The organism is Bacillus sp. Je.9.29.b (assembly GCF_051129925.1).
Taxonomy (GTDB): Bacteria; Bacillota; Bacilli; order Bacillales; family Bacillaceae; genus Bacillus; species Bacillus safensis.
In genome coordinates, this window is record NZ_JBCPSO010000002.1 from 38,726 (window position 1) to 62,246 (window position 23,521).

The following is a 23,521-nucleotide window of genomic DNA, read 5'->3' on the forward strand; positions in this document are numbered from 1 at the left end:
GGGGTGGAGTGATTTGTCAGTACCAGAGCGTCCTTTTGCACTGATGACAAAGGTGTATAAAGATATTTTTCCGCTTGTTCATCAGGAGCTGAAAAAGTGGCGGGCTCATGCCGAAATGATTGAAAATGAAGAACTGAGAACGCAGGCACTAGCGAGCATATCGAGTAAAACGTTTCACTGTGAAGGCGGAGGCATTTTATCTCTTCTAGCAGGTGAAGAGAAAGAAACGTGTATTGAATTCATTGTTGCGTATCAAACCATTAGTGATTACTTAGATAACCTATGTGACCGCAGCACGTCGCTTGATCCAAAGGATTTCCAGATGCTGCATCAAGCGATGAGAGATGCGCTTGATATTCATGCTGAGCTCAAGCCATACTATCAATTCCGTGATGATCAAGAGGATCATGGATATTTACATGCGCTTGTCCGCACATGTCAAAACGTGCTTACGCGCGTTCGGCATTATCCGATCATTCAGCCATATTTACACACGCTGTGTGACTACTATAGTGACCTGCAAGTACATAAGCATGTCGTTCCTCATGAACGTGTGCCAAGATTAGAGTCGTGGTTCCGTCAATATGAAAAGGATTTGCCGAAGATGGAGTGGTATGAGTTTTCAGCTTGTGCGGGATCAACGTTAGGGATATTCTGTCTTGTGGCGTATGCGCTGCAGCCTGATTTTACAGAAAAGCAGGCGAAGCAGATTTACGAAAGCTATTTCCCTTATATTCAAGGTCTGCACATTTTACTCGATTATTTAATAGACCAAGAAGAGGACCGGCTTGGGGGAGATCTGAACTTTTGCTCATACTATGATTCTCATCATGAGATGATGGATAGACTTCAGCATTTTATCGAAAAAGCGGATGAGCAGCTGAAAGGCATTCCGCATGAAAACTTTCACAAATTGATTAACAGAGGATTACTGGCGGTCTATTTGTCCGATGAAAAAGTGACAGCCCAAAAAGAGATGAACAAGCTGGCAAAGCGGCTGATCAAATCAAGCGGGAAAACATCGTTCTTTTTCTATATTAACGGAAGAGCCTATCGGACCTATCAGAAAATGCCTTGGATGAAATCATCATAAAAAAGCTCAAATCCATTAGGATTTGAGCTTTTTTTCAATGGCGACCACAAACGGCGGGTCGTTTTGAATATTCATGTATTGATATGATAAAACTTGTACCTCTTCATGAGGCAGTGATCTGCAATAGTCGAGAAGCACTTCTTTTTCTCTTTTTCCTTCGGGATGTCCGTGGTAGATCACAAGGACGATCAGACCTCCGGGTTTGAGCCATTCGAGGAGCTGCTTGATGGCTTCAATGGTTGTATGAGCCTGAGTGGTGACGGCTTTATCGCCTCCGGGCAGATACCCAAGGTTAAACACTGCACCGGCTATTTGTCCATAAGCATCCTTCGGAAGATGATCCGCCAGTTTTTCATGCCCATCATGGATGAGGTGAACGTAAGGATATTGACCGCCAAGTCTTTTGCTTGTCTGCTGCAAGGCTTCCTCTTGCACGTCGAATGCAAACACTTGTCCATCAGTTCCTACAAGGTCAGCTAAATAGAGTGTATCGTGGCCGTTGCCCATTGTTGCATCTATAACGATGTCGCCTTTTTGACAAGCGCGTTCTAACAGCTCTTTACTAAAAGGAAGCATGCGTTTCAAAATCATTTGGCTGCTTCTTCCAATCTGACGAAACGTTTCCCTTGGTAGCTGTTACGTCTTTCGAGCTCAGCATTAATGGCATTGAGTACTTCCCACTTATTAACACTCCACATTGGACCAACCATTAATTCAATTGGGCCGTCGCCTGTAATACGGTGAATAATCATTTCTGGCGGCAGAATCTCCAGTTGATCACAAACAAGTTGAACATATTCCTCCTGGCTTAAAAACTCAAGCTTTCCTTTTTCATATTGCTTGACCATTGGAGTCCCTTTTAAAAGGTGAAGCAAATGAATTTTAATTCCCTGCACATCTAAATCCGCAACAGCTTTTGCTGTTTCCATCATCATGTCCCGGTTTTCAAGAGGCAGTCCATTGATGATATGTGAGCAGACACGAATTCCGTGTTTTCGCAGTTTTTCTACACCTTCAACGTAGCATTCATAATCATGAGCACGGTTGATGAGCATAGCTGTCCGTTCGTGTACTGTTTGAAGACCAAGCTCTACCCATAGGTAAGTGCGTTCGTTTAATTCGGCTAAATACTCCACTACGTCATCCGGCAGACAGTCAGGTCTTGTTGCAATGGATAGACCTACGACACCATCCAGATTCATAACGGTTTCATATTTTTCTTTTAGGACAGGTAGCGGAGCGTGTGTGTTTGTATACGCCTGGAAATACGCCATGTATTTTCCGTCTTTCCATTTTGTATGCATCCGGTCTTTGATTTCGTTAAATTGAGTGATGAGATCATCAGCCCGGTTTCCTGCAAAGTCACCAGATCCAGCGGCACTGCAAAATGTACAGCCGCCGTGGGCTACAGTACCATCACGGTTTGGGCAGTCAAAGCCGCCGTCTAAGGCTACTTTAAATACTTTATGACCAAAGTGTTCACGCAAATGGTAGTTCCATGTGTGATAACGTTTTTCACTGTTTGAATATAAAAAAGGGTTATGCTGATCCAAGTCAGTAACCTCCTTGCATAATAATAGGCATCCTTAAAGTTTAACAAAAATCACGAAGGAGGACAATTGAATCTGTCCAACATTTTCTTTAGTGAAAAAGCGTTACATGGGCAAAATAGGCGGGAGCGATGATGAAATGGAGGGAATGTAAGATGGCAACAAGGCAGTCGATCGATGAATTTATCCAAAAAAGTACGGAAACCCTTGAGTTTGCAAATGAACAATTTGATTTGAGCTCACGTCAGGAACATTATAATGAGGAAGAGTTTTCAAAAGCACAGCTCATGCTTGAGAATACGGTCAATGAATTAGAAAAATTAAAAGATGTCGCCAATGACCAGCAAAGAGAACGGTTAGACAGGGCGCGTGTTCAAATTCAGAGCTTGCAAAACCAAATGATTTTAGGGATTTCCTACGATAATGAATGATGAACAGATCCTTCTTTTAAGGGTCTGTTTTTTATTTTTTAATAAGCTATTGACTTTTATGCTGGGTGTCTATATTGTATTAAGTGTACTACATCAACTAATACACTACAGACGCTTAAAAAGTGAAGAAAGGTGTTCAACCATGAAAAAAGAAAAAAAACCAATCAATTTGAAGTGGATGGTGCTGGCTGTTGCGTTAGCATGTACATTTTTTTTCGTTCTTGTTTTCATTGGTTTTGAAGTTCAAAAAGATTTGATACCCAATTCAGTTCCTTTAATGCAAGGACATGATCAAGCGATAGGACTGCAAAAGCATGAATGAGGAAAGAGGGAGTCATCATGATTCAAATAGATCCAAGAAGCGCTGCGCCAATATATGAACAAATCATTGAGCAGCTTAAAATTTTATGTTTAAAAGGCGTGATGAAGCCAGGTGACAAACTGCCCTCTGTCAGAGAGCTCGCCACCATTATTATTGCCAACCCAAACACCGTCAGTAAAGCGTATAAAGAGCTGGAACGGGAAGGGATTATTGAAACTCTGCGGGGCCGCGGTACGTATGTAACAGAAGGTGCTCAGTTAAAGCTGAATGAAGGGAAGGTGCTCGAGATGAAAGAACAGTTAAGACAACTCATCATAGAAGCTCATTATGCTGGTATTGATATTCATCAGCTCAAGGAATGGCTGGAAGAGATCGGCTCAAGTCTAAAAGGAGGAAAACAAGTTGATTGAGGTCAGAAATGTATCGAAGAAATTAAATGGACGCGAAGTACTCAGCGACGTTTCCTTCAAAATAGGCGAAGGTGAGATCTTCGGTCTGCTTGGCCGTAATGGCTCTGGGAAAACAACACTTCTCAGATTGATTCAGCAAATTCTTCTTCCGGATGAAGGAGAGATTTATTTTAAAGATGTGCTGGTGAAAGACCACCCTTTAGTAAAGCAAAATATTGTATTCATGCCAGTCGTGAATCCTTACTTTGATAGATACAATTACGGACAGCTTGTCCAGCTGTTAAAGCATATATATCCAAAGTTTGACGTGACCTATGCCAATGAGCTTGTGAACCGCTATGAAATTCCGGAAAAAGTGAAGTATCGTGAGTTGTCGACAGGGTTAAAGAAACAGCTGTCATTAATTTTAAGCTTTGCCATCAAACCAGCGGTCATTTTATTAGATGAGCCGACTGATGGAATTGACGCCGTCACAAGAAATGACGTTCTTCAGCTGATGATTGACGAGGTGGCAGAACGACAAACAACGATTTTAATTACATCTCACCGCTTAGAGGACATTGAGCGCATGTGTAATCGAATTGGATTTTTAGAAGGAAATGAACTCACAAGTGTCATGGATTTAGATGAATTAAAGAATGACTATGTCAAAATCCAAATGGCCTTTGAAGAAGATATGAACTTAAGTATTCGAAAAAATGGCGTGGCGATTTTGGATCAAGCGGGCGTTTTCTATACAGCGCTTGTTCTAAAAACCGACGAAGAAGCTAAAGAGTACTTGAAGTCACTGAAACCAAAAGTATGGCATGAACTGCCTGTGAATTTAGAAGAAGTATTCATTGCGAAGTTTGGAGGGAAACGCAGATGGTAAAGCGGCAATTATTATATAAGGAGTGGAAGCAATCAGAGCTGACATTCATTTTAGTGATGCTTGTTGCTGCGCTTGCGACGCCCTTCGCATTCTTAATGGAATATTCGTCTTTTCAAACATGTCTAAATGATACAGAGTGTATTACGGATTCACCACGCTTTTCTTATATCTTTAAAACAGATGCTTTTCTTTCCCTTTCCTGGTTAATGGGGCTCTTCTTTGCTGTCATTCAGCTAGGATTTGAGAGAAATAAAGGGCATATGGACTTTACCTTATCCTTGCCATTTAGCAGAAGTTCGATCTATCATACTAAGTTCTTCTTAGGTGCTGGAATTATTGCAGTCGTTCATGCCGTTTCTTATATTCTTACTTATTTACTTATTTTAGGACTTAACCCACTAGAGATACCTGGTTTTCATAGCGGTTATGTCATTTCGCTTGTGTCCTCTTTAATGTTTTATAGTTTATTTTTTGCAGCGGGTACTTTAACCGGAAGTTCCATTGCGCAATCAATCGTTGGGTTCAGCACAGCTATTTTACCCTTTTTAGTGATCGGATTACCGCTTGTTCATTTAGATTTTATTATCAAGACAAGTGGAAGTTGGTTAGATAAGAGCTTCGCTTATTTGATATCGCCTATGTCTCCAATCAACTATATTATAGATGAACCTTTCCGATCTGATTATCCTCTTTGGTTCTCAGGCGAAAAAATCATTATACCTATTGTCATGGTGGTTCTGTTTTATCTAATTGGCTTAATTAGCTTTATAAAACATCCAATTGAACGAAATGGCCGCTTCTTTCTTTATTCAAATCTGAATAGACCTATTCAGATTATGGTCATTGTCTTCGGTGTTCTAGGGTTTGGATGGTTTGGTTTTTCTTCAGATAATTCCATATTTGGTTATATCGTTGGCATGCTCATCGGTGGAGCTGTGGGCGCACTAACGAGTTATTTCTTAATCTATCGAAAAAGATAAACAGAGAGCAGGGGAGTAGAGATGATTCAGATTCAAGCATTAGATCATGTATTTAAAATTGGTAAAAAGGGCAGGGAAAATGAAATTCCTGTGCTGAAAGGAATTGACCTGTCCATCAAAAGAGGCGATATTGCTTGTATTGTTGGACGAAGTGGTTCGGGGAAATCAACTTTATTGAACTTAATATCAGGCTATATTACGCCAACGAGCGGAAAAATTGTCATTGATGGCACCGATGTGACCGGCTTTAATGAAAAAGAATGGGCAGACTTTCGCTTAGATCACTTTGGCTTTATCTTTCAAAGCTTTCAGTTGATCGGGAGCTTAACAACGTATGAGAATGTTGAACTTCCGCTCACTTTAAAAGGGGTGAAGCCGTCTGAACGAAAGGCGAAAGTAAAAGAAATGCTGAAACGAGTAGGACTTGAACATCACGCAGGACATTACCCAAATGAGCTGTCAGGCGGACAGCAGCAACGTGTGAGTATTGCAAGAGCCTTGATTTTAAATCCATCAATTATTTTAGCGGATGAACCAACAGGCAGTCTGGATTCAGAAACTGAAGGGGAAATTTTAGCCTTTATCCAGCAGCTCAATCGTGAAAAAGGAATTACATTTGTCATCATTACACATGACGATGAAGTCGCTTCAATTGCAGACACAACGTTCCAGCTTCACGATGGTGTATTAAAGAAAGGGGAACAATCCATTGAAATTTAGAGATCAGGTCAAATTCATTAGAAGAAATATGAAGAAAAATAGATTGCGTGTGTTTATGACCATTCTTGCGACGACAATGGCATGCTCTTTCTTAATCGTTCTAGCGTCTGTCGGTTTTGGTTTGCAAAAATCAGCTCAAGATGAAATTATGAAACAGCAAATCATCACAGAAATTAAAGTGTTAGGAAAAGAAAAAGGAGACGTTAAGATTGATGATTTAAAGAAATATGATCATGTGAAATCTGTCGTCTCAAGAACGGCAATCAATCCATCGGTTAACGTCGAGCTCGATAACCGTTCAAGTGAAACGCAGGCTGCTTTGACTGATATGAAAGAAGAAAAAGAAGCAGGTCTTGAACTAGACCGAGGAAAAGTCCCAACATCAGCGAACGAAATTGTGGTTGGGTATCATATGGCGCAGCAATTGTGGACAAAAAAAGAACGCGAAGCCTATGAAAAAGAATTAAACCAGACGTCAAATGGGGAAGAAACACCGAAGGAGCCAAAAGGCTACACGAAGGATATTTTAAATAAAGTGATTCAAATCAAAGTGCCAAAACTAAATGAAGAAGGTGAAGTCGTTAAAGAAAAAACATTTGATTTCCGTGTAGTAGGTGTTTTGAAAAAGCCGAATTTGGAGTGGCAGGAGGATCATAAAATTCTAATTCCGAATGCTTATGAAAAAGAATTTGGTCAAATACTCGACCTGTCTCCTGAAGCAGGAAATGTCGAGAAAAAGACCTCTGTTTATGCAGATAAATTCGACAATGTCGGTACGCTCACGAATAAACTAACAGATGAGGGCTATCAAGTCATCTCTGTGACGAACCAGCTTGAAGGAATGGATATGTTCTTTACGGTCTTCAAAATTGGACTCATTTTTGTCGGATGTATTGCAGTCATTATTTCTGCCATCGGAATTTTCAATACGATGACCATGGCGGTAACAGAGCGAACACAAGAGATTGGGATTATGAAAGCCATTGGCGCGAATCCATCCATTATCAAGCGGATGTTCCTAATGGAAAGTGCTTATATTGGAGTAATCGGATCAATCATCGGTATTATCATCTCATATTTGATTAGTTTCGCCGTTAATTTAATCATCCCACCCATTTTGTCGTCCATGTCTGAGGGAGGATCAAGCGATCAATTCTCGATTACTTTTTCCTATATTCCACTCAGCCTTGTCATTACAGCGACAGTGATCAGCGCAGGGGTAGCGATCATTTCAGGGCTTAACCCGGCACGTAAGGCAACAAAAACGAATGTATTAGCAGCTTTAAGAAGAGAAATCTAAAAAAAACCCTCCTGTAAACCCGATTGGGCGCTCAGGAGGTTCTTTTTTTTATCTTCATTAAACATCGCTATTGCTTAGGTGCCCTGTATCCGGCACGCTCTGCTTCTTCTACTGAGCAGAACATTTTGGTTACATTCTTTGTTCTAGAGTAGTATCTGCTGCTTGGTGTGTGGTAAATGCCGTTGACACTCCCTTTAATGTTACAGGCAGCCGATTCTTTTTTTGTTTCCTTTTGTGATTCATGACCGCCTGTGCTTTTTCCTTCATCTTTAGGTGCGGAGCGCTGGACGGTGGAAGACTTCGTATCGCTGCTGCTATTCTTGATTTCTTGTTTGAGTGTTTCATTGCTGGAGGTGAGCTTGTCTATTTTCTCTTCAAGCGATTGAATGGTCTTCTCTTGCTTTTTGACCGTTTCTTTTTCTGAGGTGATGGTTTCCAGCTTTTTTTCCAGCTTTTCTTTTTCCTTCTCTGCATCTTCTAAAGAGGAGATAAGCGACTCTTTATCAGCTTTTAAGCGCGAAATGTCAGATGAGAGTTCCTTTTGATCCTTTAACAGCTGTTCAGAAGATGGATCGGCTTGTGCCTTTGGCGCATTTCCAGCAGTAAGCGGTAATGACATAATGGAAAAGAAGAGACCAATGATCAAAAAAGGATAAAAAAGTTTCTTTGAAAAAATCAGCTCGTTCTTGCGTTTGAGTAAGAAGAAATTGACGGCATATCCGATGGCAAAACAAACACATAAAAGTCCTAATATGAGTAACAACATATCTAACAGCCCCCCTAAATTGCTATTTACACCTATCATACCTCATTTTTCCATTTTGGGGAGCGGTTCAATTAAAAAAACCCTGTTTACACAGGGTTTTCAGCTAATGGTAATCCTTTTATGGCTTCTTTTACTGTCAAATAAGTGATCGTCTTCTGGAAATCTGTATCGAGGTCTTTCATTTTCAGCGCAAGCTGCGGCTTAATCCCAGTGATGATCAGTTCGGTTCCAGTTAGATTGAGAAGATGATGCAGTTTGAAAATACGTGCTGCGACGGAATCATCGACCTCGATTAAACCAGAAAGGTCGACAATTAAATAATCATCCTTTGAATCATCTAATATACAGGTTAACTTAGCGACAATGGCATCAAAGCGTTCTTCAGATAATTTTCCGATAAGCGGAAGAGCAGATACACCATTTTTGATTGGGACGATTGGCGTCGAAAGAGAGGTGACTTCCTGTAAGGAATCTTCTAGGAGCTGTTCATATTCTTTCTGTTTCGTAATATCCTTTTGAAAACCAATGAAAAATGTTTTGTCATCTTGTTCAATGTATAGAGGATCTATATTGAGTTCATTCCAAAAAAAAGTGCCGTCTTTTTTATAATTTTTTAGCTGTGTGGTAATAGGTGTTTTGTTTTGAATTCCATCACGAATTAAAGCAAGCTGCTTTTGATCCGTGTCTTTTCCTTGAAGGAATCGACAATTACGACCAAGAATCTCATCTGGTTTGTATCCAGTCATTTGTGTAAAGCCGTGATTCACATAAACGATAGGGTTATCCTCTAAGGAAGGGTCTGTAATGACAACACCGATCCGCGCATGATCCAGCGCTTTTTTGATGAGTTCAAGCTGTTTTTGCAAGCCGAAAATGTTCGAGCTGACCATATTACCCTCCTTTGCTGCTATAAGACATATCAAATGGTTGTCTTTTCAACCAAACGAATCCTTTTAAACGTAACATAACATATGTTCTGTTTCAACGATTGCAAACGCTTTGTTAAATTTGTCATCATAGTTTGTCCTCCATTAGAATAGAGTAAGTAAGGAGACTTTTCATTAGAAAAAGAAGGGATCAATTACTCATCATTCATAAAATGACAAAAATAGTTAATATGGATTAGGTAAAAATGATTCCAATGCATCAAGATTGTTTTTAGGTCATTCACATATAATGGAAGAAACAAGCTTTTTTTCTTCGTTAGAGAGAATAGACCTTTTACATGGATTATGACGGAACAGCAGAATGGCATTACAGGGGGCTGGACAGCCTGAAGTCGCTTTACTATTCTAAGGGCTTTAGGAAGGTGATGAAAATGCTGCAACAAGTCATTATTGCTTGCGCCATTGGAGGGGTCATGGGCATTCTCGGTCACGTAAAGAAAAAAGGCAGGCTAGAGAAGCCCAGAATGACAAAAAAGTTTATTTACTTAGGGTTTATTGAAGATTGGCTCGTTGGGATGATTGCCGCTACACTGCTTGTCTTATCCTCAAATCCCGAATCTAGTCTGCACTTGATCATCTTATCCATTATTTCAGGTTACGGAGGAGAAGCAGTTCTGCGAAGCTTCGATTTTGTGAGAGAAGAACGTTCACAGGATGCAGGCTCCAACCGTCATAACCGATCTCCACACGAATAATATCCTCTACTTTACCCTAGTCTAGGGTACATTTCCATTGTATACAAACCTGCTTGCACTTATGATCATAATTCTATAAAATACTACTTAGATGACGGTTACGATAAGAACAGTGAAGAGGAGTAGTAGGAAAGCAGTATTTGTCTTTAGAGAATTGACGGCTGGTGAAAGTCAATCAAATCTGCTTCTGAACTCGCCTCAGAGTTGCAGTTGCGTTAAAGCTTCTGTCGCATGTCTGCGTTAAAGATATTAAGTGAGCGTACGAACAGCATGTTACGCTAACAAGGGTGGTACCGCGGGAACCAAAAAATCTCTCGTCCCTTTCCAGGGATGAGGGTTTTTTGTTGATTTTAGAAAAATCTGAATTCTTGCAGTGGTCATCTAAGCAGATAAAGCCGTACATATTAAAGGAGGTTTTCACATTGAGTTTTCAGCATCGGGAAATTGAAAAGAAGTGGCAGGATTATTGGCTGACACATAAAACATTCGCCACATCTGACTCGGAAGATAAACCGAAGTTTTATGCACTTGATATGTTTCCATATCCATCAGGAGCAGGGCTTCATGTCGGGCACCCTGAGGGCTATACAGCAACGGATATTCTATCACGCATGAAACGTATGCAGGGATATGATGTTCTTCATCCAATGGGATGGGACGCATTTGGTCTCCCCGCAGAACAGTATGCACTTGATACAGGAAATGACCCGGCGGCCTTTACAGAAGAGAACATCAATAACTTCCGCCGCCAAATTCAATCACTAGGGTTCTCGTATGATTGGGATCGAGAAATTAACACGACAGATCCGAATTACTACAAATGGACACAATGGATTTTCTTAAAATTGTACGAAAAAGGATTGGCCTATATTGATGAAGTACCAGTGAACTGGTGCCCAGCGCTTGGCACAGTGCTTGCAAATGAAGAAGTCATTGATGGAAAAAGTGAACGCGGAGGCCATCCTGTTGAAAGACGTCCTATGAAGCAGTGGATGCTAAAGATTACAGCATATGCGGACAGGCTGTTAGAAGATTTAGAGGACATTGATTGGCCTGAAAGCATCAAAGATATGCAGCGTAACTGGATCGGACGCTCTGAAGGTGCGCACGTTCATTTTGAAGTAGAAGGACATGACGAACAGTTTACGGTTTTCACAACGCGTCCTGATACACTATTTGGCGCAACATATGCAGTGCTTGCACCAGAGCATGCACTTGTTGAAAAAATTACATCAGATGCTCAAAAAGAAGCTGTCAAAGCGTATATCAAAGAGATTCAATCAAAGAGTGACTTAGAGCGGACAGATCTTGCTAAAACGAAGACAGGTATTTTCACTGGAGCGTATGCCATCAATCCTTTAAATGGTGAAAAGATGCCGATCTGGATTGCCGATTACGTGCTGGCGACTTATGGAACTGGAGCCATTATGGCGGTTCCTGCCCATGATGAACGTGACTATGAATTCGCCAAAACCTTTGATCTTCCAATTAAAGAAGTTGTAGAAGGCGGAGACATTGAAAAAGAAGCCTACACAGGTGATGGAAAGCACATTAACTCTGATTTCCTAAATGGCTTAGGAAAAGAAGAAGCGATTGAAAAAGCGATTGCATGGCTTGAAGAACATCAAAAAGGTGAAAAGAAAGTCACATATCGTTTAAGAGACTGGCTGTTCAGCCGTCAGCGCTACTGGGGTGAGCCGATTCCAATCATTCATTGGGAGGACGGAACATCTTCAGCTGTTTCAGAAGAAGAGCTTCCACTGATCTTGCCTAAGACGACAGAGATTAAGCCAAGTGGTACAGGTGAATCACCATTAGCCAATATTAAAGACTGGGTTGAGGTTGTAGATCCTGTTACAGGTAAAAAAGGCCGCCGCGAAACGAATACAATGCCGCAATGGGCAGGCAGCTGCTGGTATTTCTTACGTTATATTGATCCTCATAACACAGAAGAGCTTGCCTCTCCTGAGAAGCTGAAGAAATGGCTTCCAGTTGATGTGTATATCGGCGGAGCAGAACACGCTGTACTGCATCTTCTATATGCACGCTTCTGGCATAAGTTCTTGTATGATATCGGTGTTGTTCCAACAAAAGAACCTTTCATGAAATTGTTCAACCAAGGTATGATTCTTGGGGAAAACAATGAAAAAATGAGTAAATCAAAAGGAAATGTGGTCAACCCAGATGATATCGTAGAATCTCATGGTGCGGATACATTACGACTTTATGAAATGTTCATGGGACCTTTAGATGCGTCAATTGCTTGGTCTGAAACAGGACTTGATGGCGCTCGTCGTTTCCTTGATCGTGTATGGCGTCTCTTTACAAATGAAGATGGCTCACTCAGTGATAAAGTGACAGAGCAATCTGGCGGCGCATTAGAACGCAGCTATCATGAAACAGTCATGAAGGTAACGGATCATTATGAAGGCTTGCGTTTCAATACAGGCATTTCACAATTAATGGTGTTTATCAACGATGCCTATAAGGCGGATACACTGCCGAAAGAATATGCAGAAGGCTTTGTAAAGCTTCTTTCTCCAATTGCACCGCATTTAGCAGAAGAGCTTTGGAATAAACTTGGTCATGAAGGATCTATTTCTTATGAAGCATGGCCTCAATATGATGAGTCAAAGCTTGTCGACGATGAAGTAGAAATTGTCGTACAGCTTAACGGTAAAGTAAAAGCAAAATTAACCGTTCCTGCTGATGCAACAAGGGAGCAGTTAGAAGAGCTCGCGAAAAATGATGCACGTGTAAAAGAACAGCTTGAAGGGAAAACCATTCGTAAAGTGATTGCAGTTCCTGGGAAGCTTGTCAATATTGTTGCGAACTAATGATGACACCCATCGGTATGAACCGATGGGTGTTCTTTATTTCCCGGGACATAATTTTGTCGAAAACAAGGTGATTCCCGCATCGGTCTCGTATTTTAACAGGTGATCAAGAAAATGAGGAGTGACGTCAATGGAAAAGGAAAGCAAACGTGAACAACTGCTCAGTCTGTTAGGAGAAATGCCAGAACGTCATCGCGTGGAGGCTTATACGTTAAAAATGGAGGAACGTGAATCATATGTAGTGGAAACACTCATTCTCTCCATGAATGGTGTAGAGGAAGTACCTGCTTATTTCGTGAAACCGAAGGATACAGTGAAAAAAAGACCCGTTGTGCTGTTCCAGCACTCTCATGGCGGGAATTACGTGAATGGGAAGGAAGAGCTGTTAAAGGGTGCCCATTATTTGCAAGAGCCTTCATATGCAAAAGAGTTTACATCAAAAGGATATAGTGTACTGGCCATTGATCATGCAGGGTTTGGTGAGAGAAGAGGAAGAACAGAAAGTGAAATTTTTAAGGAAATGCTTTTAACAGGAAAAGTGATGTGGGGCATGATGCTGTATGAAAGTATGTGTGCGATTGATTATTTGCTGTCTCGATCTGATGTGCTGGCGGACAGGTTAGCTGTCTTTGGGATGTCAATGGGCGGTCTTCTTTCCTGGTGGACGGCTGCACTTGATGAGAGGGTCAGTGTGTGTATTGATCTTTGCGCACAGGTGGACCATCATACATTAATTGAAACGAACAATTTGGACAGACATGGCTTTTATTACTATGTACCGAGTTTGGCGAAGCATTTTACAGCAGCGGACATTCAAGAAATGATTTTTCCAAGACCGCATTTAAGCTTAGTTGGAAAACTTGATCAGCTCACGCCTGCTGAAGGCGTTGGAAGGATTCAAAAGGTATTGAGTCAAACCTATGAAGCTGCTTCATTGAAAGAACGATATCAGCTTACCCGTCTTCATGCAGGTCATTTTGAAACAGCCGCTATGCGTCACGAGGCGACACGATTTTTGAAAAAGTGGCTGTAATCAAGAAACGCTTGGACATACTACGTCAAAAGAAAGGAGGAGACTAGATGAAAAAAATCACCATCATTGGCGGATGCGGTGTGATTGGACGTATTTTAACAAAAGTGCTCTCTACTGAGTACAGCGTCACGATTATTGATCTAACGAGCTGTGTAGAAGGAGTCATTTTAGCCGATGCAGCGAATGAACAGAATGTATATGAGGCAATTCCGCGGGATACAGATGTCATTTTGCATCTTCTAAACATGGACATGACGCATGATGTGATGGATCATGAAGAATTTGCAAAAATGACTGATATTTTTTGGAGGAGTACCTATTATATGTTTCGTTCAGCCGCCCGGCATGGCATACGAAAAGTCATTTTTGCAAGCAGCAACCATGTGACGGATCGTTATGAAGAGGATGGACGCTCCTTACTTGGACGGCAGATTACAACTGACGATGTGCCTGCGACTAAAAATGTCTATGGCATTTTAAAGTTTGCTTCCGAACAGCTGGGACGTTTGTTCCACGATCAATCGGGAATGTCTGTCATCAATTTAAGAATTGGAACAGTTGTAACAGATGAGATGAAGGCATTGCATAAAAAGCAAAGAACAAAAAGAACTCTGCTGTCACATGAGGATCTTACAGGTATGATAAAGGCAGCGATTGAATCGGATATTCCCTTTGGGACCTATTATGCTGTATCAGAGAATGAAGAAAAGCCGTGGTCTACTGAGAAAACGAAGCTGGAGTTAGGCTATGAACCAGATGTCAATACGACGGAAATCCTCGAAGAAAATGATCGAGCATAAGGCATAATCATGTCATGAGTTAATGATCTTATTCTTTTGTTTCATGAGCACAAAAGCACGGCTGATATGATCTATCCAGTTGGTCTGTCAAAATGATTATAGACGCTTTCTTCCCCCGTTTGTTACATTTTAATCACGATATCGTCACAGGCTGCAGCTTACTTTCAGATGAAATGATAACGCTTTCAAGGAAAGGGCGTGATGAACATAGATCGTTCTATTAAAGGCCGATTGTTCAATTTATTTAATTACTCTTTTCTACTCATGTTCGCATTAATATGTGTGCTTCCGTTCATCCATGTCATTGCTGCCTCTTTTGCAACAGTAGAAGAGGTCATCACGAAGAAGTTTATCTTGTTCCCGACGACGTTTTCTTTAGAGGCATATCGATATATTTTTTCTACAGATATTGTGTATCGCAGCCTCATTGTGTCCATTCTTGTGACGCTTGTTGGAACAGCTGTCAGCATGTTTTTGTCCTCGCTTATGGCATACGGTCTGTCTCGCCAGGAGCTAAAAGGCCGGAGAACACTGATGTTTCTCGTTGTTTTCACGATGCTGTTTAGCGGGGGTATGATTCCGACGTTTATTGTGGTGAAAACACTTGGTCTGCTTGATACCTATTGGTCACTTATTCTTCCGGTTGCAATCAATGCGTTCAACTTAATCATTTTGAAAAACTTCTTTCAAAACATACCGGCAAGCCTTGAGGAATCAGCGAAGATGGACGGTTGTAACGATTTAGGGATTTTCTTTAAAATTGTGCTCCCACTTTCTTTGCCTGCCATTGCAACCATTTCACTTTTTTATGCTGTGACGTATTGGAATACGTACATGACCGCCATTTTGTATTTAAATGATTCAGTGAAGTGGCCGATTCAGGTGCTGCTGAGACAGATTGTCATTGTCTCAAGCGGAATGCAGGGAGATATGTCGGATATGGGCTCATCCACACCACCGCCAGACCAGACGATTAAAATGGCTGTCATTGTTGTGGCAACCATTCCGGTTCTGCTTGTCTATCCATTTATTCAAAAGCATTTCAACAAAGGGGCATTACTAGGTTCTGTAAAGGGTTAAAAAGATGGAACAACGGAGGGATCTTATGGGGAGAAAGAAATTATGGCTGATTGCGTTTGTCCTGTTATTTGCAGCAAGCGGTATTCTGTCAGCCTGTTCAAGTAAAGGGGCAAACTCATCAGATGAGAAGGTTGATTTAGACAAAAAGGTAAAGCTGACATGGATGGCGATTTTGTATCATCAGCAGCCACCGAAGGATTCCGTTTTAAAAGAGATTGAGAAGCTCACAAATACAGAGCTTGATATTACATGGGTGCCTGATGCAGTGAAGGAAGATCGTTTAAACTCCGCACTTGCAGCAGGGAATTTGCCGCAAATTGTGACGATTCAAGACATTAAAAATTCGTCTGCGATTAATGCGTTCAGATCAGGCATGTTTTGGGAAGTCGGTCCGTATTTAAAGGATTATCCAAATTTAAGTAAGATGAACGAACTGATTAATAAAAACGCCTCTATAGACGGTAAGCTTTATGGCATCTATAGAGAAAGACCACTTTCAAGACAAGGGATTGTCATTCGAAAGGATTGGCTTGAAAATTTAAATTTGGATACACCAAAAACATTGGATGATTTGTATGAAGTAGCCAAAGCCTTTACGGAAAAAGACCCGAATCAAAACGGAAAAGCCGATACAATTGGCTTTACGGATCGTAACGATTTAATTTATGGCGCATTTAAAACACTTGGTTCATATGAAGGAATGCCGACAGACTGGAAAGAAGAAAACGGGAAATTCACGCCGGACTTTATGACAGATGAGTACATGAATACAATGAAATACATGAAAAAGCTGCGCGACAATGGCTATATCAACAAAGACTTCCCAGTGACAAGCAAAACACAGCAGCAGGAATTATTCTCACAAGGAAAAGCAGGTATCTATGTTGGAAATATGGTAGATGCCGTGAACCTGAGAGATGATGCGACAGATAAAAACATGAAAGTAGATATTATCAACCGAATCAAAGGCCCAGATGGCAAAGAACGTGTGTGGGCATCAGGGGGGCATAATGGCATCTTCGCATTCCCTAAAACAAGCGTGAAATCAGAGGCGGAATTAAAGCGGATTTTGGCCTTCTTTGACCGTATTGCCGAAGAAGATGTATATGGTCTCATGACGTACGGTATAGATGGCAAGCATTATAAGAAAGAAGAAGGAAATACATTTGTCAGGGAAGAAAGCCAAGTGAAAGACTGGCAGACAGATGTACAGCCGCTTGTCAGTCTTGTAGGAATTGATAAACGTTACTTGAAAAATAAAGGGGATGCAGTTCGTTCTAAATATGAAGAGCTAGAAGAAGACAATCAAAACATCATTGTTGCCAACCCTGCTGAAAGCCTTTATTCAGAAACAGCATCAGAGCGTGGAAACGAATTGAAGAAAATCATCGATGATGCGACGTATAAGTTCATTCTTGGAGACATCAGTGAAGATCAATTTCAGAAGGATGTAGAGAAGTGGAAATCCAATGGTGGGAATAAAATCATAGAAGAATATGAAGCTGCCTTTAAAAAATCAAAATGACCAATAGGAACACCCCCGCAAAGCAAAAAAGCGGGGGTGTTTTCATTAAAAGTCGAAGTTATCTGGATCTGGACCGATACGTTTGTTTTCATTTAAGTCAGAAAGACGTTTCATATCTTCATCAGATAAGACAAAATCAAATATATCAGCGTTTTCCTTTAAACGATGTGCTTTCGTTGATTTTGGGATAGTGATGACACCTTTTTGTACATCCCAGCGCAAAATAATTTGAGCAGGTGTTTTACCGTATGTGTCTGCGAGCTCTGTGATCAGCGGGTGATGCAGCAGTTCACCCTGCATCAGCGGTGACCAAGCTTCCATTTGAATGCCGCGAGAGTTCAAATACGTAGAGAGTGTTTCCTGCGTTAGTTTTGGATGAAATTCTACTTGGTTGATCGCTGGTTTGATGTCTGCATCTTTTAATAGCTCGTCTAGGTGATGCGGCTGGAAGTTGCTCACTCCGATGGCTCTGACCTTTCCTTCACGATACAAGGTTTCCAGTGCACGCCAAGCTTCTTTGTATTTTCCTTCAACCGGCCAATGGATTAAATACAGGTCAAGGTAGTCAAGCTGAAGCTTTTTTAAGCTTTCTTCGTATGCATTTAGAGTAGATTCATATCCTAAATCGGCATTCCACACTTTTGAGGTGACAAAGATGTCCTCACGGCGCAGTCCTGTTTCTGCTAAACCAAGCTGTATGCCTCGTCCAACACCTTCTTCATTTCCGTAAATAGCCGCTGTATCAATACTGCGATAGCCTAATTGAATGGCTGTTTTGACAGCATCAACTAATTCTGCTCCATCTTCTACCTTGAATACACCAAGGCCAAAGCCTGGCATGAGAACCCCATTGTTTAATGTTTTTGTACTTTGTAAATGTTCCATCATAAAAACTCCTTTAAATGGTGTGTGTTTGTTCTTTTTGTTCCATTTGATAACTGATCATCGTAAGAATCGCTGCGATGAGGACCATGATGCCGCCGACCCAGCCTGTATGCACAAGCCCAAGTGTATCTGTCACGATGCCGCCTAAAAATGAGCCAATGGCAATACCGGCATTAAAGGCAGCGATATTCATTGCAGATGCGACGTCGACCGCTCCAGGTGTGTATCTTTCTGCAAAATCAACGACGGCTACTTGCAGCCCAGGCACATTCATGAAAGCAAACAGTCCCATTAGCATGACGGTTCCAATGCCTAATACTGTGAATCCTGCAGTGAAGCTAAGGATAAACAAGATGATGCTTTGGATAATAAACATATAGATCAGTGCTTTCATTGGCTGTTCATTAGCAGCTTTTCCGCCAATGACATTTCCAGCTGCGATCGTGATTCCGTATAAAAGCAGGATCAAGGCCACAGCCCCAGGCGCAAGACCTGTCACATGCTGCAAGAGAGGAGATAAATACGTGAAGACGACAAAGGTTCCTCCATACCCTGTGGCTGTAATGACAAATAAAAGCAATATTCTTTTTGTTTTTAATAGGACAGCTTGATCTTTAAAAGATGTTTTCACACCCTGCTTTAATTCAGACGGAACAAGAAAATAGTTGGAAATCAGTGCAATTAGACCAATGATCACAATCACACCAAATGATGTCCGCCAGCCGAACTCGTGACCAAGAAATGTCCCGAATGGCACACCTGTCACAGTTGCTACTGTTAAACCAGTGAACATAAAGGCAATCGCGCTTGCTCGTTTTTCTTTCACGACAAGGCTTGCAGCAATCGTAGAACCGATGGACATGAAGATTCCATGGGACAAGGCTGAAATCACCCGGCCGATTAACAGCACTGAAAAAGTCGGGGCAACGGTGGCAAGTGTATTACCAATCAAAAAGACGAGCATAATGAGCAAAAGCAATGTCTTTCTTTTCATCGTGGAAGTAAGGGAAGTCAAAATAGGCGCACCAAATGTCACACCAAGTGCATATAAAGAGACAGTCCAGCCCGCCTGACTGACGCTCACTCCAAAGTCTTCTGAGATCATTGGCAAAAGACCGACACTAATGAACTCAGTTGTTCCTATAGCAAAAGCACTAATCGCTAGTGCGAGAAGAGCAAAATGGTTTTGCTTTTTCTTCATAAGTAAGTTCACATCCTTCTGTGGTGACATTTTGATAGACGAAGCCGATCGGCAAGAGTTATTATCTAACATAGATGACGAAAAAAAAAGTACGTACTTTTTTGTAATATAGGTACTAAAAAGTGCCTGTTCGTACAAAGAGGAGTGAACATTCGATGGAAAAGAAAAAATATAATATCTCTGTGGAAGCAACGCTTGAGGTCATAGGCGGGAAGTGGAAGTGTGTGATTTTATGTCATTTGACACACGGGAAAAAACGGACGAGCGAATTGAAGCGGCTCATGCCAAACATCACACAAAAAATGCTCACGCAGCAGCTGAGAGAGCTTGAAAGTGATGGGGTCATTAATCGAATTGTCTATGAACAGGTGCCGCCTAAAGTGGAATATGAATTAAGTGAATACGGACAGTCGCTCGAAAGAATTCTCAATGCGCTATGCGATTGGGGGGCAGCTCATATTGAACGTGTGTATGGAGAGCCGCTTTCCGTGCTGGAAGACAGCATCTTAAATGAACAGTTTAAATAAAAGAGTCCCGCTTTCTTGTGAGAGCGGGACTCTTTGTCTTACATGCCTTTTTTCTGGTCGCGGTATTTCCCAGGAGTAGTACCTTCCAGCTTTTTGAAGGACCGGATGAAATTTTGAGGGTTTTTATATTTCAGTTTTTCCGAAATTTCTTTGACGGACATATCGGTTTCTACTAGCCAGTTTTTAGCGACATGGTGTCTGTAGGAAGAGAGATACTCACTAAAGGAGATATCCATTTCCTTTCTGAAAATGCTGCTTAAATAATTGGGATTGTAATGCAGACGTGTGGCGATTTCATCCAATGTGAGATCTGAGTCGAATTCTTGATGAATAATATGAATGATTTTTTCTGAGATGTTTTTGTATTGTGAGTCTTCACGTGCAGCAAGCTGGTCAATAATTGGCCGGATGATCTCATGTTTGAGCCATGCTTCCGTATCTTCAAAGGTTTTAAATTCAAAAATCGTATCATAGAGCATTTTGTTATCTTCGACCTCAAATAATTCAATGCCCAGCAAATGCATCAGCTCAATTAAATTGTTTAAAAAACGAGCGAGGGCGATATGGTATTCGTGCGGTCCTGCATTTTTAGAGAAAATGGATTGGAGGAGAACATGTAAATAGTGATCCGCTTTGCCTTGATCGCCAGCTTTCATCGCATCAAATAAATCATGCTGCAGCTGCTTTGGAAAATGGGTTTTGAACGTCTTTCCTTGCTGGATATGCTCATATAAGATAATGGACTTTTTCTCTGCTTTGAGTCTGTATTTTAAGGCTTCTTTTCCTTCAATGTAAGCATGTTTTGCCATCGTGAGTTCCTTAAACTGGCGGCTGATCCCAATGCTGATCGATAAACCGAGCTCTTCTTCAATACGCTGCTGAATGCTTTCTGCTAATTGATTTAAATATTCAGTAAACTCTTCATCTGACTTTGAGTGGTTGAGGATAATCGTTGTTTGATGCTGATTGACAACGGTTGGCTGAAGGTGCTCTTCTTGCGGAATAATCTGCTCGATCAGTCCATTGATCGCAAATAAAAGCAAGTCAGCATCTTTTTTTTCATAAGGTGTTCCTTTTAATGTATCGATTTGGGTCACAAGCATGGACAAATGAGACCAGCCCTGAGGAAAGCCTAAGCTTTGGAACCGGTTGTTTACTTCTTCATCTGTCAGCTTTCCAAGCAGCAGCCGTACCATAAAGTATTGCTGTAAGTGTGTCACTTGTTGCTCAATCCGTTCCTCTAAATCATTGTTTTGATCTTTCATTTGTTTAATACTCGATTCAATCAACTCAAATTCATTTTGAAAAGGCTGTTTTTGCAAAAATGATTCATTGCGTGCAAATGACTCGTATAATAAGCGGATTGGTTTATAAAAATGTCTAGAACCAAACCATGAAAATAGTAATGAAAGCGCTAACAAAATAGTGCAGATAATAAAGGTAATCCACCCAATTGATTTCGTTTGCTGTTTAAGTTCTGGAATAGAAACAAAGGATAGGTACGTCCATTCATTATAATCTGATTTTTGAAATGTGATTTGATAGTTGAGTTCGTCGACCTTCATATCAAATTGGCCTGATCGTTTTTCAAGTGAGAGCACATGTTTGACGATATCTTGATGTTTCAGCGATTCACCAATTTGTTCTTTGCGATTATGTAGCAGCACTTTTCCGTTTGTATCGATTACAAACATACTATCCGATTGAGAGAAGTCAGGCATGTTATCAGCAATTACGCAGCTTGGAATGCTGGCGACAGCGATTCCCTTTTTTTGAACGCTGTTCATAGGCAGTTGTTTGATTAAATTCACATTGTACTTGCAAAAGGATGCTTTTCCTTCTTTGGTTGCAACAAGTGGATTATTCTCTTCAAGTGCCCAGCTGGAGTGACTTGGTATATTGAGGTAAGAGGTCAGCGCTTTTTCTTGGTCTTCGCTTGTGACATGATAAAGCCCCGAATTGTTCATGTACCAGTCTTCCATTTTACTGACGAGTGTAATATTGGAAAGGTCGGTGTCAAAGGTTTGCAGGTAGTTCAGTTCCTGCTGTACTTGATTATAAAGCTGGAATTGGTCTGGATTTAAAGGTTCTGCCAGTGTTTGAAGGAGAGGCGGCGAACTGACATAGTGAGTGAGAGAATGATCAACAGTTTTTAAAATATGCTCAATATTGGATTGCGTTTGTTTAACGCTGTCGAGCTTTTCATTTGAGATATTTTCAAGTGCTGTTTTTTGCGAATGCTGATAAGAAAAAATGCCGACAATGATAACAGGAATCGTACTAAGTATGAAAAAAAACGTCACTAGCTTGTAATAAAATTTGTACTGCCTTCTTTTCATAAAACCCCCCATTTCAAACGAAACAATCTTTTCCCCTTAATTTATTAATCCAAAAATCTGGTAGGTTTGTCAATAATCATTTTCTGAGATCAGGATCATTTTCTTATGTTTTATGTAACGTTTTGAGTAGCATCACCTATGAAAATATGATCTGTTGATATGATTGTAGACGGATTTTTCATCCTTAAGATACAGTTAACACATGCATTAGCATGAGGGGAGGCTTTATCAATGAAAACAGAGGATGTCACTGCCAAGGGTGTGCCTGCGGCAGCTTTGAAAAGCGAAAAAAGAAAGCGCTTACTTAATCAATTGCTTAGTCAAAAGTTTTTGTATTTAATGATTTTGCCGGGGCTCATTTATTTTATTGTTTTTAAATATGTGCCAATGTGGGGGCTCATTATTGCCTTTCAAGATTACCAGCCGTTTCTCGGCATTCTTGGCAGTGAGTGGGTTGGCTTCAAACACTTTATTCGATTGTTTACAGAACCAACCTTTTTCATCTTATTAAAAAATACGCTGATTTTATTTGCCATGAATGTCGTGATTTTCTTTCCAATTCCGATCTTATTAGCCCTTCTTTTAAATGAAGTGAGATTGGCATTGTTTAAGAAATTTGTACAGACGATGATTTATATCCCTCACTTCATGTCATGGGTAATTGTCGTGTCCTTATCTTTTGTTTTGTTAACAGTAGATGGCGGGTTAATTAATGAATTGATTGCTTTCTTTGGAGGAGAAAAGATTAACTTCCTTCTTAGTCAGGAATGGTTTAGACCGATGTACATTTTACAGGTAATCTGGCGGGAAGCAGGATGGTCAACAATCATTTACCTTGCGGCGATTACAGCGGTAGATCCGCAGCTATATGAAGCAGCAAAAATGGATGGGGCCGGGAGACTGAGACAAATGTGGCACATCACACTTCCTGCCATTAAAAGTGTCATTGTGGTTCTGCTTATTTTAAAAATCGGTGATACGCTTGAGCTTGGCTTTGAGCATGTCTATCTATTACTGAACGCAACGAACCGGGAAGTAGCAGAGATTTTTGATACGTACGTTTATACAGCAGGTCTTAAGCAAGGACAATTCAGCTATAGTACCGCTGTTGGTTTATTTAAAGCAGCCGTTGGACTTATTTTGGTCATGCTGGCAAACCGTTTAGCGAAGAAATTCGGGGAAGAAGGTATTTATTAAAAAGGGAGATGA

At 40.8% G+C, this 23,521-nt stretch carries 23 protein-coding genes and 1 other annotated feature; of the genes, 16 read left to right on the forward strand and 7 right to left on the reverse strand.

The window, feature by feature from the left end:
* The first annotated feature begins 13 nt into the window (after positions 1-13).
* The gene (locus tag AAZR19_RS03475; protein WP_087976488.1) at positions 14-1,093 is read left to right on the forward strand and encodes a tetraprenyl-beta-curcumene synthase family protein; all 1,080 of its coding nucleotides are present in this window, start codon (positions 14-16) and stop codon (positions 1,091-1,093) included.
* Positions 1,094-1,108: 15 nt separating this feature from the next.
* Here AAZR19_RS03475 and AAZR19_RS03480 read toward each other — a convergent pair whose 3' ends face one another.
* Positions 1,109-1,684: a class I SAM-dependent methyltransferase gene (locus AAZR19_RS03480; RefSeq protein WP_434702317.1), complete on the reverse strand. Its 576-nt coding sequence runs from the start codon at positions 1,682-1,684 to the stop codon at positions 1,109-1,111.
* Positions 1,681-2,646 carry a TIGR01212 family radical SAM protein gene (locus AAZR19_RS03485; protein ID WP_017358356.1) on the reverse strand — a complete coding sequence of 322 codons (966 nt, stop codon included), beginning with the start codon at positions 2,644-2,646 and terminating at the stop codon, positions 1,681-1,683. Before AAZR19_RS03485 ends, AAZR19_RS03480 begins: the two co-directional genes overlap by 4 nt.
* Positions 2,647-2,798: 152 nt before the next feature.
* Between AAZR19_RS03485 and AAZR19_RS03490 the strand changes: the two genes are divergently transcribed.
* The 7 genes from AAZR19_RS03490 (at position 2,799) to AAZR19_RS03520 (ending at position 7,677) form a co-directional block, all read left to right on the forward strand.
* Entirely contained in the window at positions 2,799-3,074 is a 276-nt protein-coding gene (locus AAZR19_RS03490) for a YtzC family protein (RefSeq protein WP_024424902.1), read from the forward strand.
* 142 nt (positions 3,075-3,216) lie between these two features.
* The gene (locus AAZR19_RS03495) at positions 3,217-3,396 is read left to right on the forward strand and encodes a hypothetical protein (protein WP_024424901.1); all 180 of its coding nucleotides are present in this window, start codon (positions 3,217-3,219) and stop codon (positions 3,394-3,396) included.
* Between the two features lie 17 nt (positions 3,397-3,413).
* Complete coding sequence (locus AAZR19_RS03500; RefSeq protein ID WP_019743690.1) at positions 3,414-3,806, forward strand: GntR family transcriptional regulator; 393 nt, start codon at positions 3,414-3,416, stop codon at positions 3,804-3,806.
* Complete coding sequence (locus AAZR19_RS03505) at positions 3,799-4,677, forward strand: ATP-binding cassette domain-containing protein (protein ID WP_024424899.1); 879 nt, start codon at positions 3,799-3,801, stop codon at positions 4,675-4,677. The genes AAZR19_RS03500 and AAZR19_RS03505 overlap by 8 nt, the downstream gene beginning before the upstream one ends.
* Positions 4,671-5,657, forward strand: coding sequence for an ABC transporter permease subunit (locus AAZR19_RS03510; protein ID WP_434702321.1), 987 nt, complete (start codon positions 4,671-4,673; stop codon positions 5,655-5,657). Before AAZR19_RS03505 ends, AAZR19_RS03510 begins: the two co-directional genes overlap by 7 nt.
* A 21-nt stretch (positions 5,658-5,678) precedes the next feature.
* On the forward strand, positions 5,679-6,377 hold the full coding sequence (locus AAZR19_RS03515; RefSeq protein ID WP_024424897.1) for an ABC transporter ATP-binding protein: 699 nt from the start codon (positions 5,679-5,681) through the stop codon (positions 6,375-6,377).
* Positions 6,367-7,677 carry an ABC transporter permease gene (locus AAZR19_RS03520; protein WP_087976492.1) on the forward strand — a complete coding sequence of 437 codons (1,311 nt, stop codon included), beginning with the start codon at positions 6,367-6,369 and terminating at the stop codon, positions 7,675-7,677. The genes AAZR19_RS03515 and AAZR19_RS03520 overlap by 11 nt, the downstream gene beginning before the upstream one ends.
* Before the next feature lie 67 nt (positions 7,678-7,744).
* Here AAZR19_RS03520 and AAZR19_RS03525 read toward each other — a convergent pair whose 3' ends face one another.
* Both AAZR19_RS03525 and AAZR19_RS03530 read right to left on the reverse strand, forming a co-directional pair.
* Positions 7,745-8,443 (reverse strand): sunset domain-containing protein, encoded by a 699-nt coding sequence (locus AAZR19_RS03525; protein ID WP_087976493.1) that lies wholly within the window; start codon positions 8,441-8,443, stop codon positions 7,745-7,747.
* Positions 8,444-8,529: 86 nt separating this feature from the next.
* The gene (locus tag AAZR19_RS03530) at positions 8,530-9,333 is read right to left on the reverse strand and encodes a PAS domain-containing protein (protein WP_087976494.1); all 804 of its coding nucleotides are present in this window, start codon (positions 9,331-9,333) and stop codon (positions 8,530-8,532) included.
* 422 nt (positions 9,334-9,755) lie between these two features.
* Here AAZR19_RS03530 and AAZR19_RS03535 point away from each other — a divergent pair, with 422 nt between their 5' ends.
* The 6 genes from AAZR19_RS03535 to AAZR19_RS03560 all read left to right on the forward strand — a co-directional run bounded on the left by AAZR19_RS03535 (position 9,756) and on the right by AAZR19_RS03560 (position 17,360).
* The gene (locus AAZR19_RS03535) at positions 9,756-10,085 is read left to right on the forward strand and encodes a DUF4257 domain-containing protein (protein ID WP_008343006.1); all 330 of its coding nucleotides are present in this window, start codon (positions 9,756-9,758) and stop codon (positions 10,083-10,085) included.
* Positions 10,086-10,188: 103 nt separating this feature from the next.
* Positions 10,189-10,410, forward strand: a binding site (T-box leader).
* 97 nt (positions 10,411-10,507) lie between these two features.
* A complete protein-coding gene (leuS, locus tag AAZR19_RS03540; RefSeq protein ID WP_024424893.1) occupies positions 10,508-12,922 on the forward strand; it encodes a leucine--tRNA ligase in 2,415 nt (804 codons plus the stop codon).
* A gap of 130 nt (positions 12,923-13,052) precedes the next feature.
* Entirely contained in the window at positions 13,053-13,955 is a 903-nt protein-coding gene (locus tag AAZR19_RS03545; protein ID WP_076839312.1) for a dienelactone hydrolase family protein, read from the forward strand.
* A 47-nt stretch (positions 13,956-14,002) separates the two neighbouring features.
* Positions 14,003-14,755: an NAD-dependent epimerase/dehydratase family protein gene (locus tag AAZR19_RS03550; protein ID WP_041107341.1), complete on the forward strand. Its 753-nt coding sequence runs from the start codon at positions 14,003-14,005 to the stop codon at positions 14,753-14,755.
* Positions 14,756-14,974: 219 nt separating this feature from the next.
* On the forward strand, positions 14,975-15,835 hold the full coding sequence (locus AAZR19_RS03555) for a carbohydrate ABC transporter permease (protein ID WP_087976618.1): 861 nt from the start codon (positions 14,975-14,977) through the stop codon (positions 15,833-15,835).
* A 25-nt stretch (positions 15,836-15,860) separates the two neighbouring features.
* Positions 15,861-17,360 (forward strand): extracellular solute-binding protein, encoded by a 1,500-nt coding sequence (locus tag AAZR19_RS03560; protein ID WP_434702326.1) that lies wholly within the window; start codon positions 15,861-15,863, stop codon positions 17,358-17,360.
* A 45-nt stretch (positions 17,361-17,405) separates the two neighbouring features.
* Here the strand turns inward: AAZR19_RS03560 and AAZR19_RS03565 are convergent, their stop codons facing one another.
* Positions 17,406-18,248, reverse strand: coding sequence for an aldo/keto reductase (locus AAZR19_RS03565; RefSeq protein ID WP_075621990.1), 843 nt, complete (start codon positions 18,246-18,248; stop codon positions 17,406-17,408).
* 10 nt (positions 18,249-18,258) lie between these two features.
* A complete protein-coding gene (locus AAZR19_RS03570; RefSeq protein ID WP_434702329.1) occupies positions 18,259-19,446 on the reverse strand; it encodes an MFS transporter in 1,188 nt (395 codons plus the stop codon).
* Between the two features lie 155 nt (positions 19,447-19,601).
* Here AAZR19_RS03570 and AAZR19_RS03575 point away from each other — a divergent pair, with 155 nt between their 5' ends.
* On the forward strand, positions 19,602-19,973 hold the full coding sequence (locus AAZR19_RS03575) for a winged helix-turn-helix transcriptional regulator (protein ID WP_003217763.1): 372 nt from the start codon (positions 19,602-19,604) through the stop codon (positions 19,971-19,973).
* 38 nt (positions 19,974-20,011) lie between these two features.
* Here AAZR19_RS03575 and AAZR19_RS03580 read toward each other — a convergent pair whose 3' ends face one another.
* Positions 20,012-22,312 (reverse strand): helix-turn-helix domain-containing protein, encoded by a 2,301-nt coding sequence (locus AAZR19_RS03580; protein ID WP_202738714.1) that lies wholly within the window; start codon positions 22,310-22,312, stop codon positions 20,012-20,014.
* A 231-nt stretch (positions 22,313-22,543) separates the two neighbouring features.
* Between AAZR19_RS03580 and AAZR19_RS03585 the strand changes: the two genes are divergently transcribed.
* A complete protein-coding gene (locus tag AAZR19_RS03585) occupies positions 22,544-23,509 on the forward strand; it encodes an ABC transporter permease (protein WP_041107330.1) in 966 nt (321 codons plus the stop codon).
* The last annotated feature ends 12 nt before the right edge of the window (positions 23,510-23,521 follow it).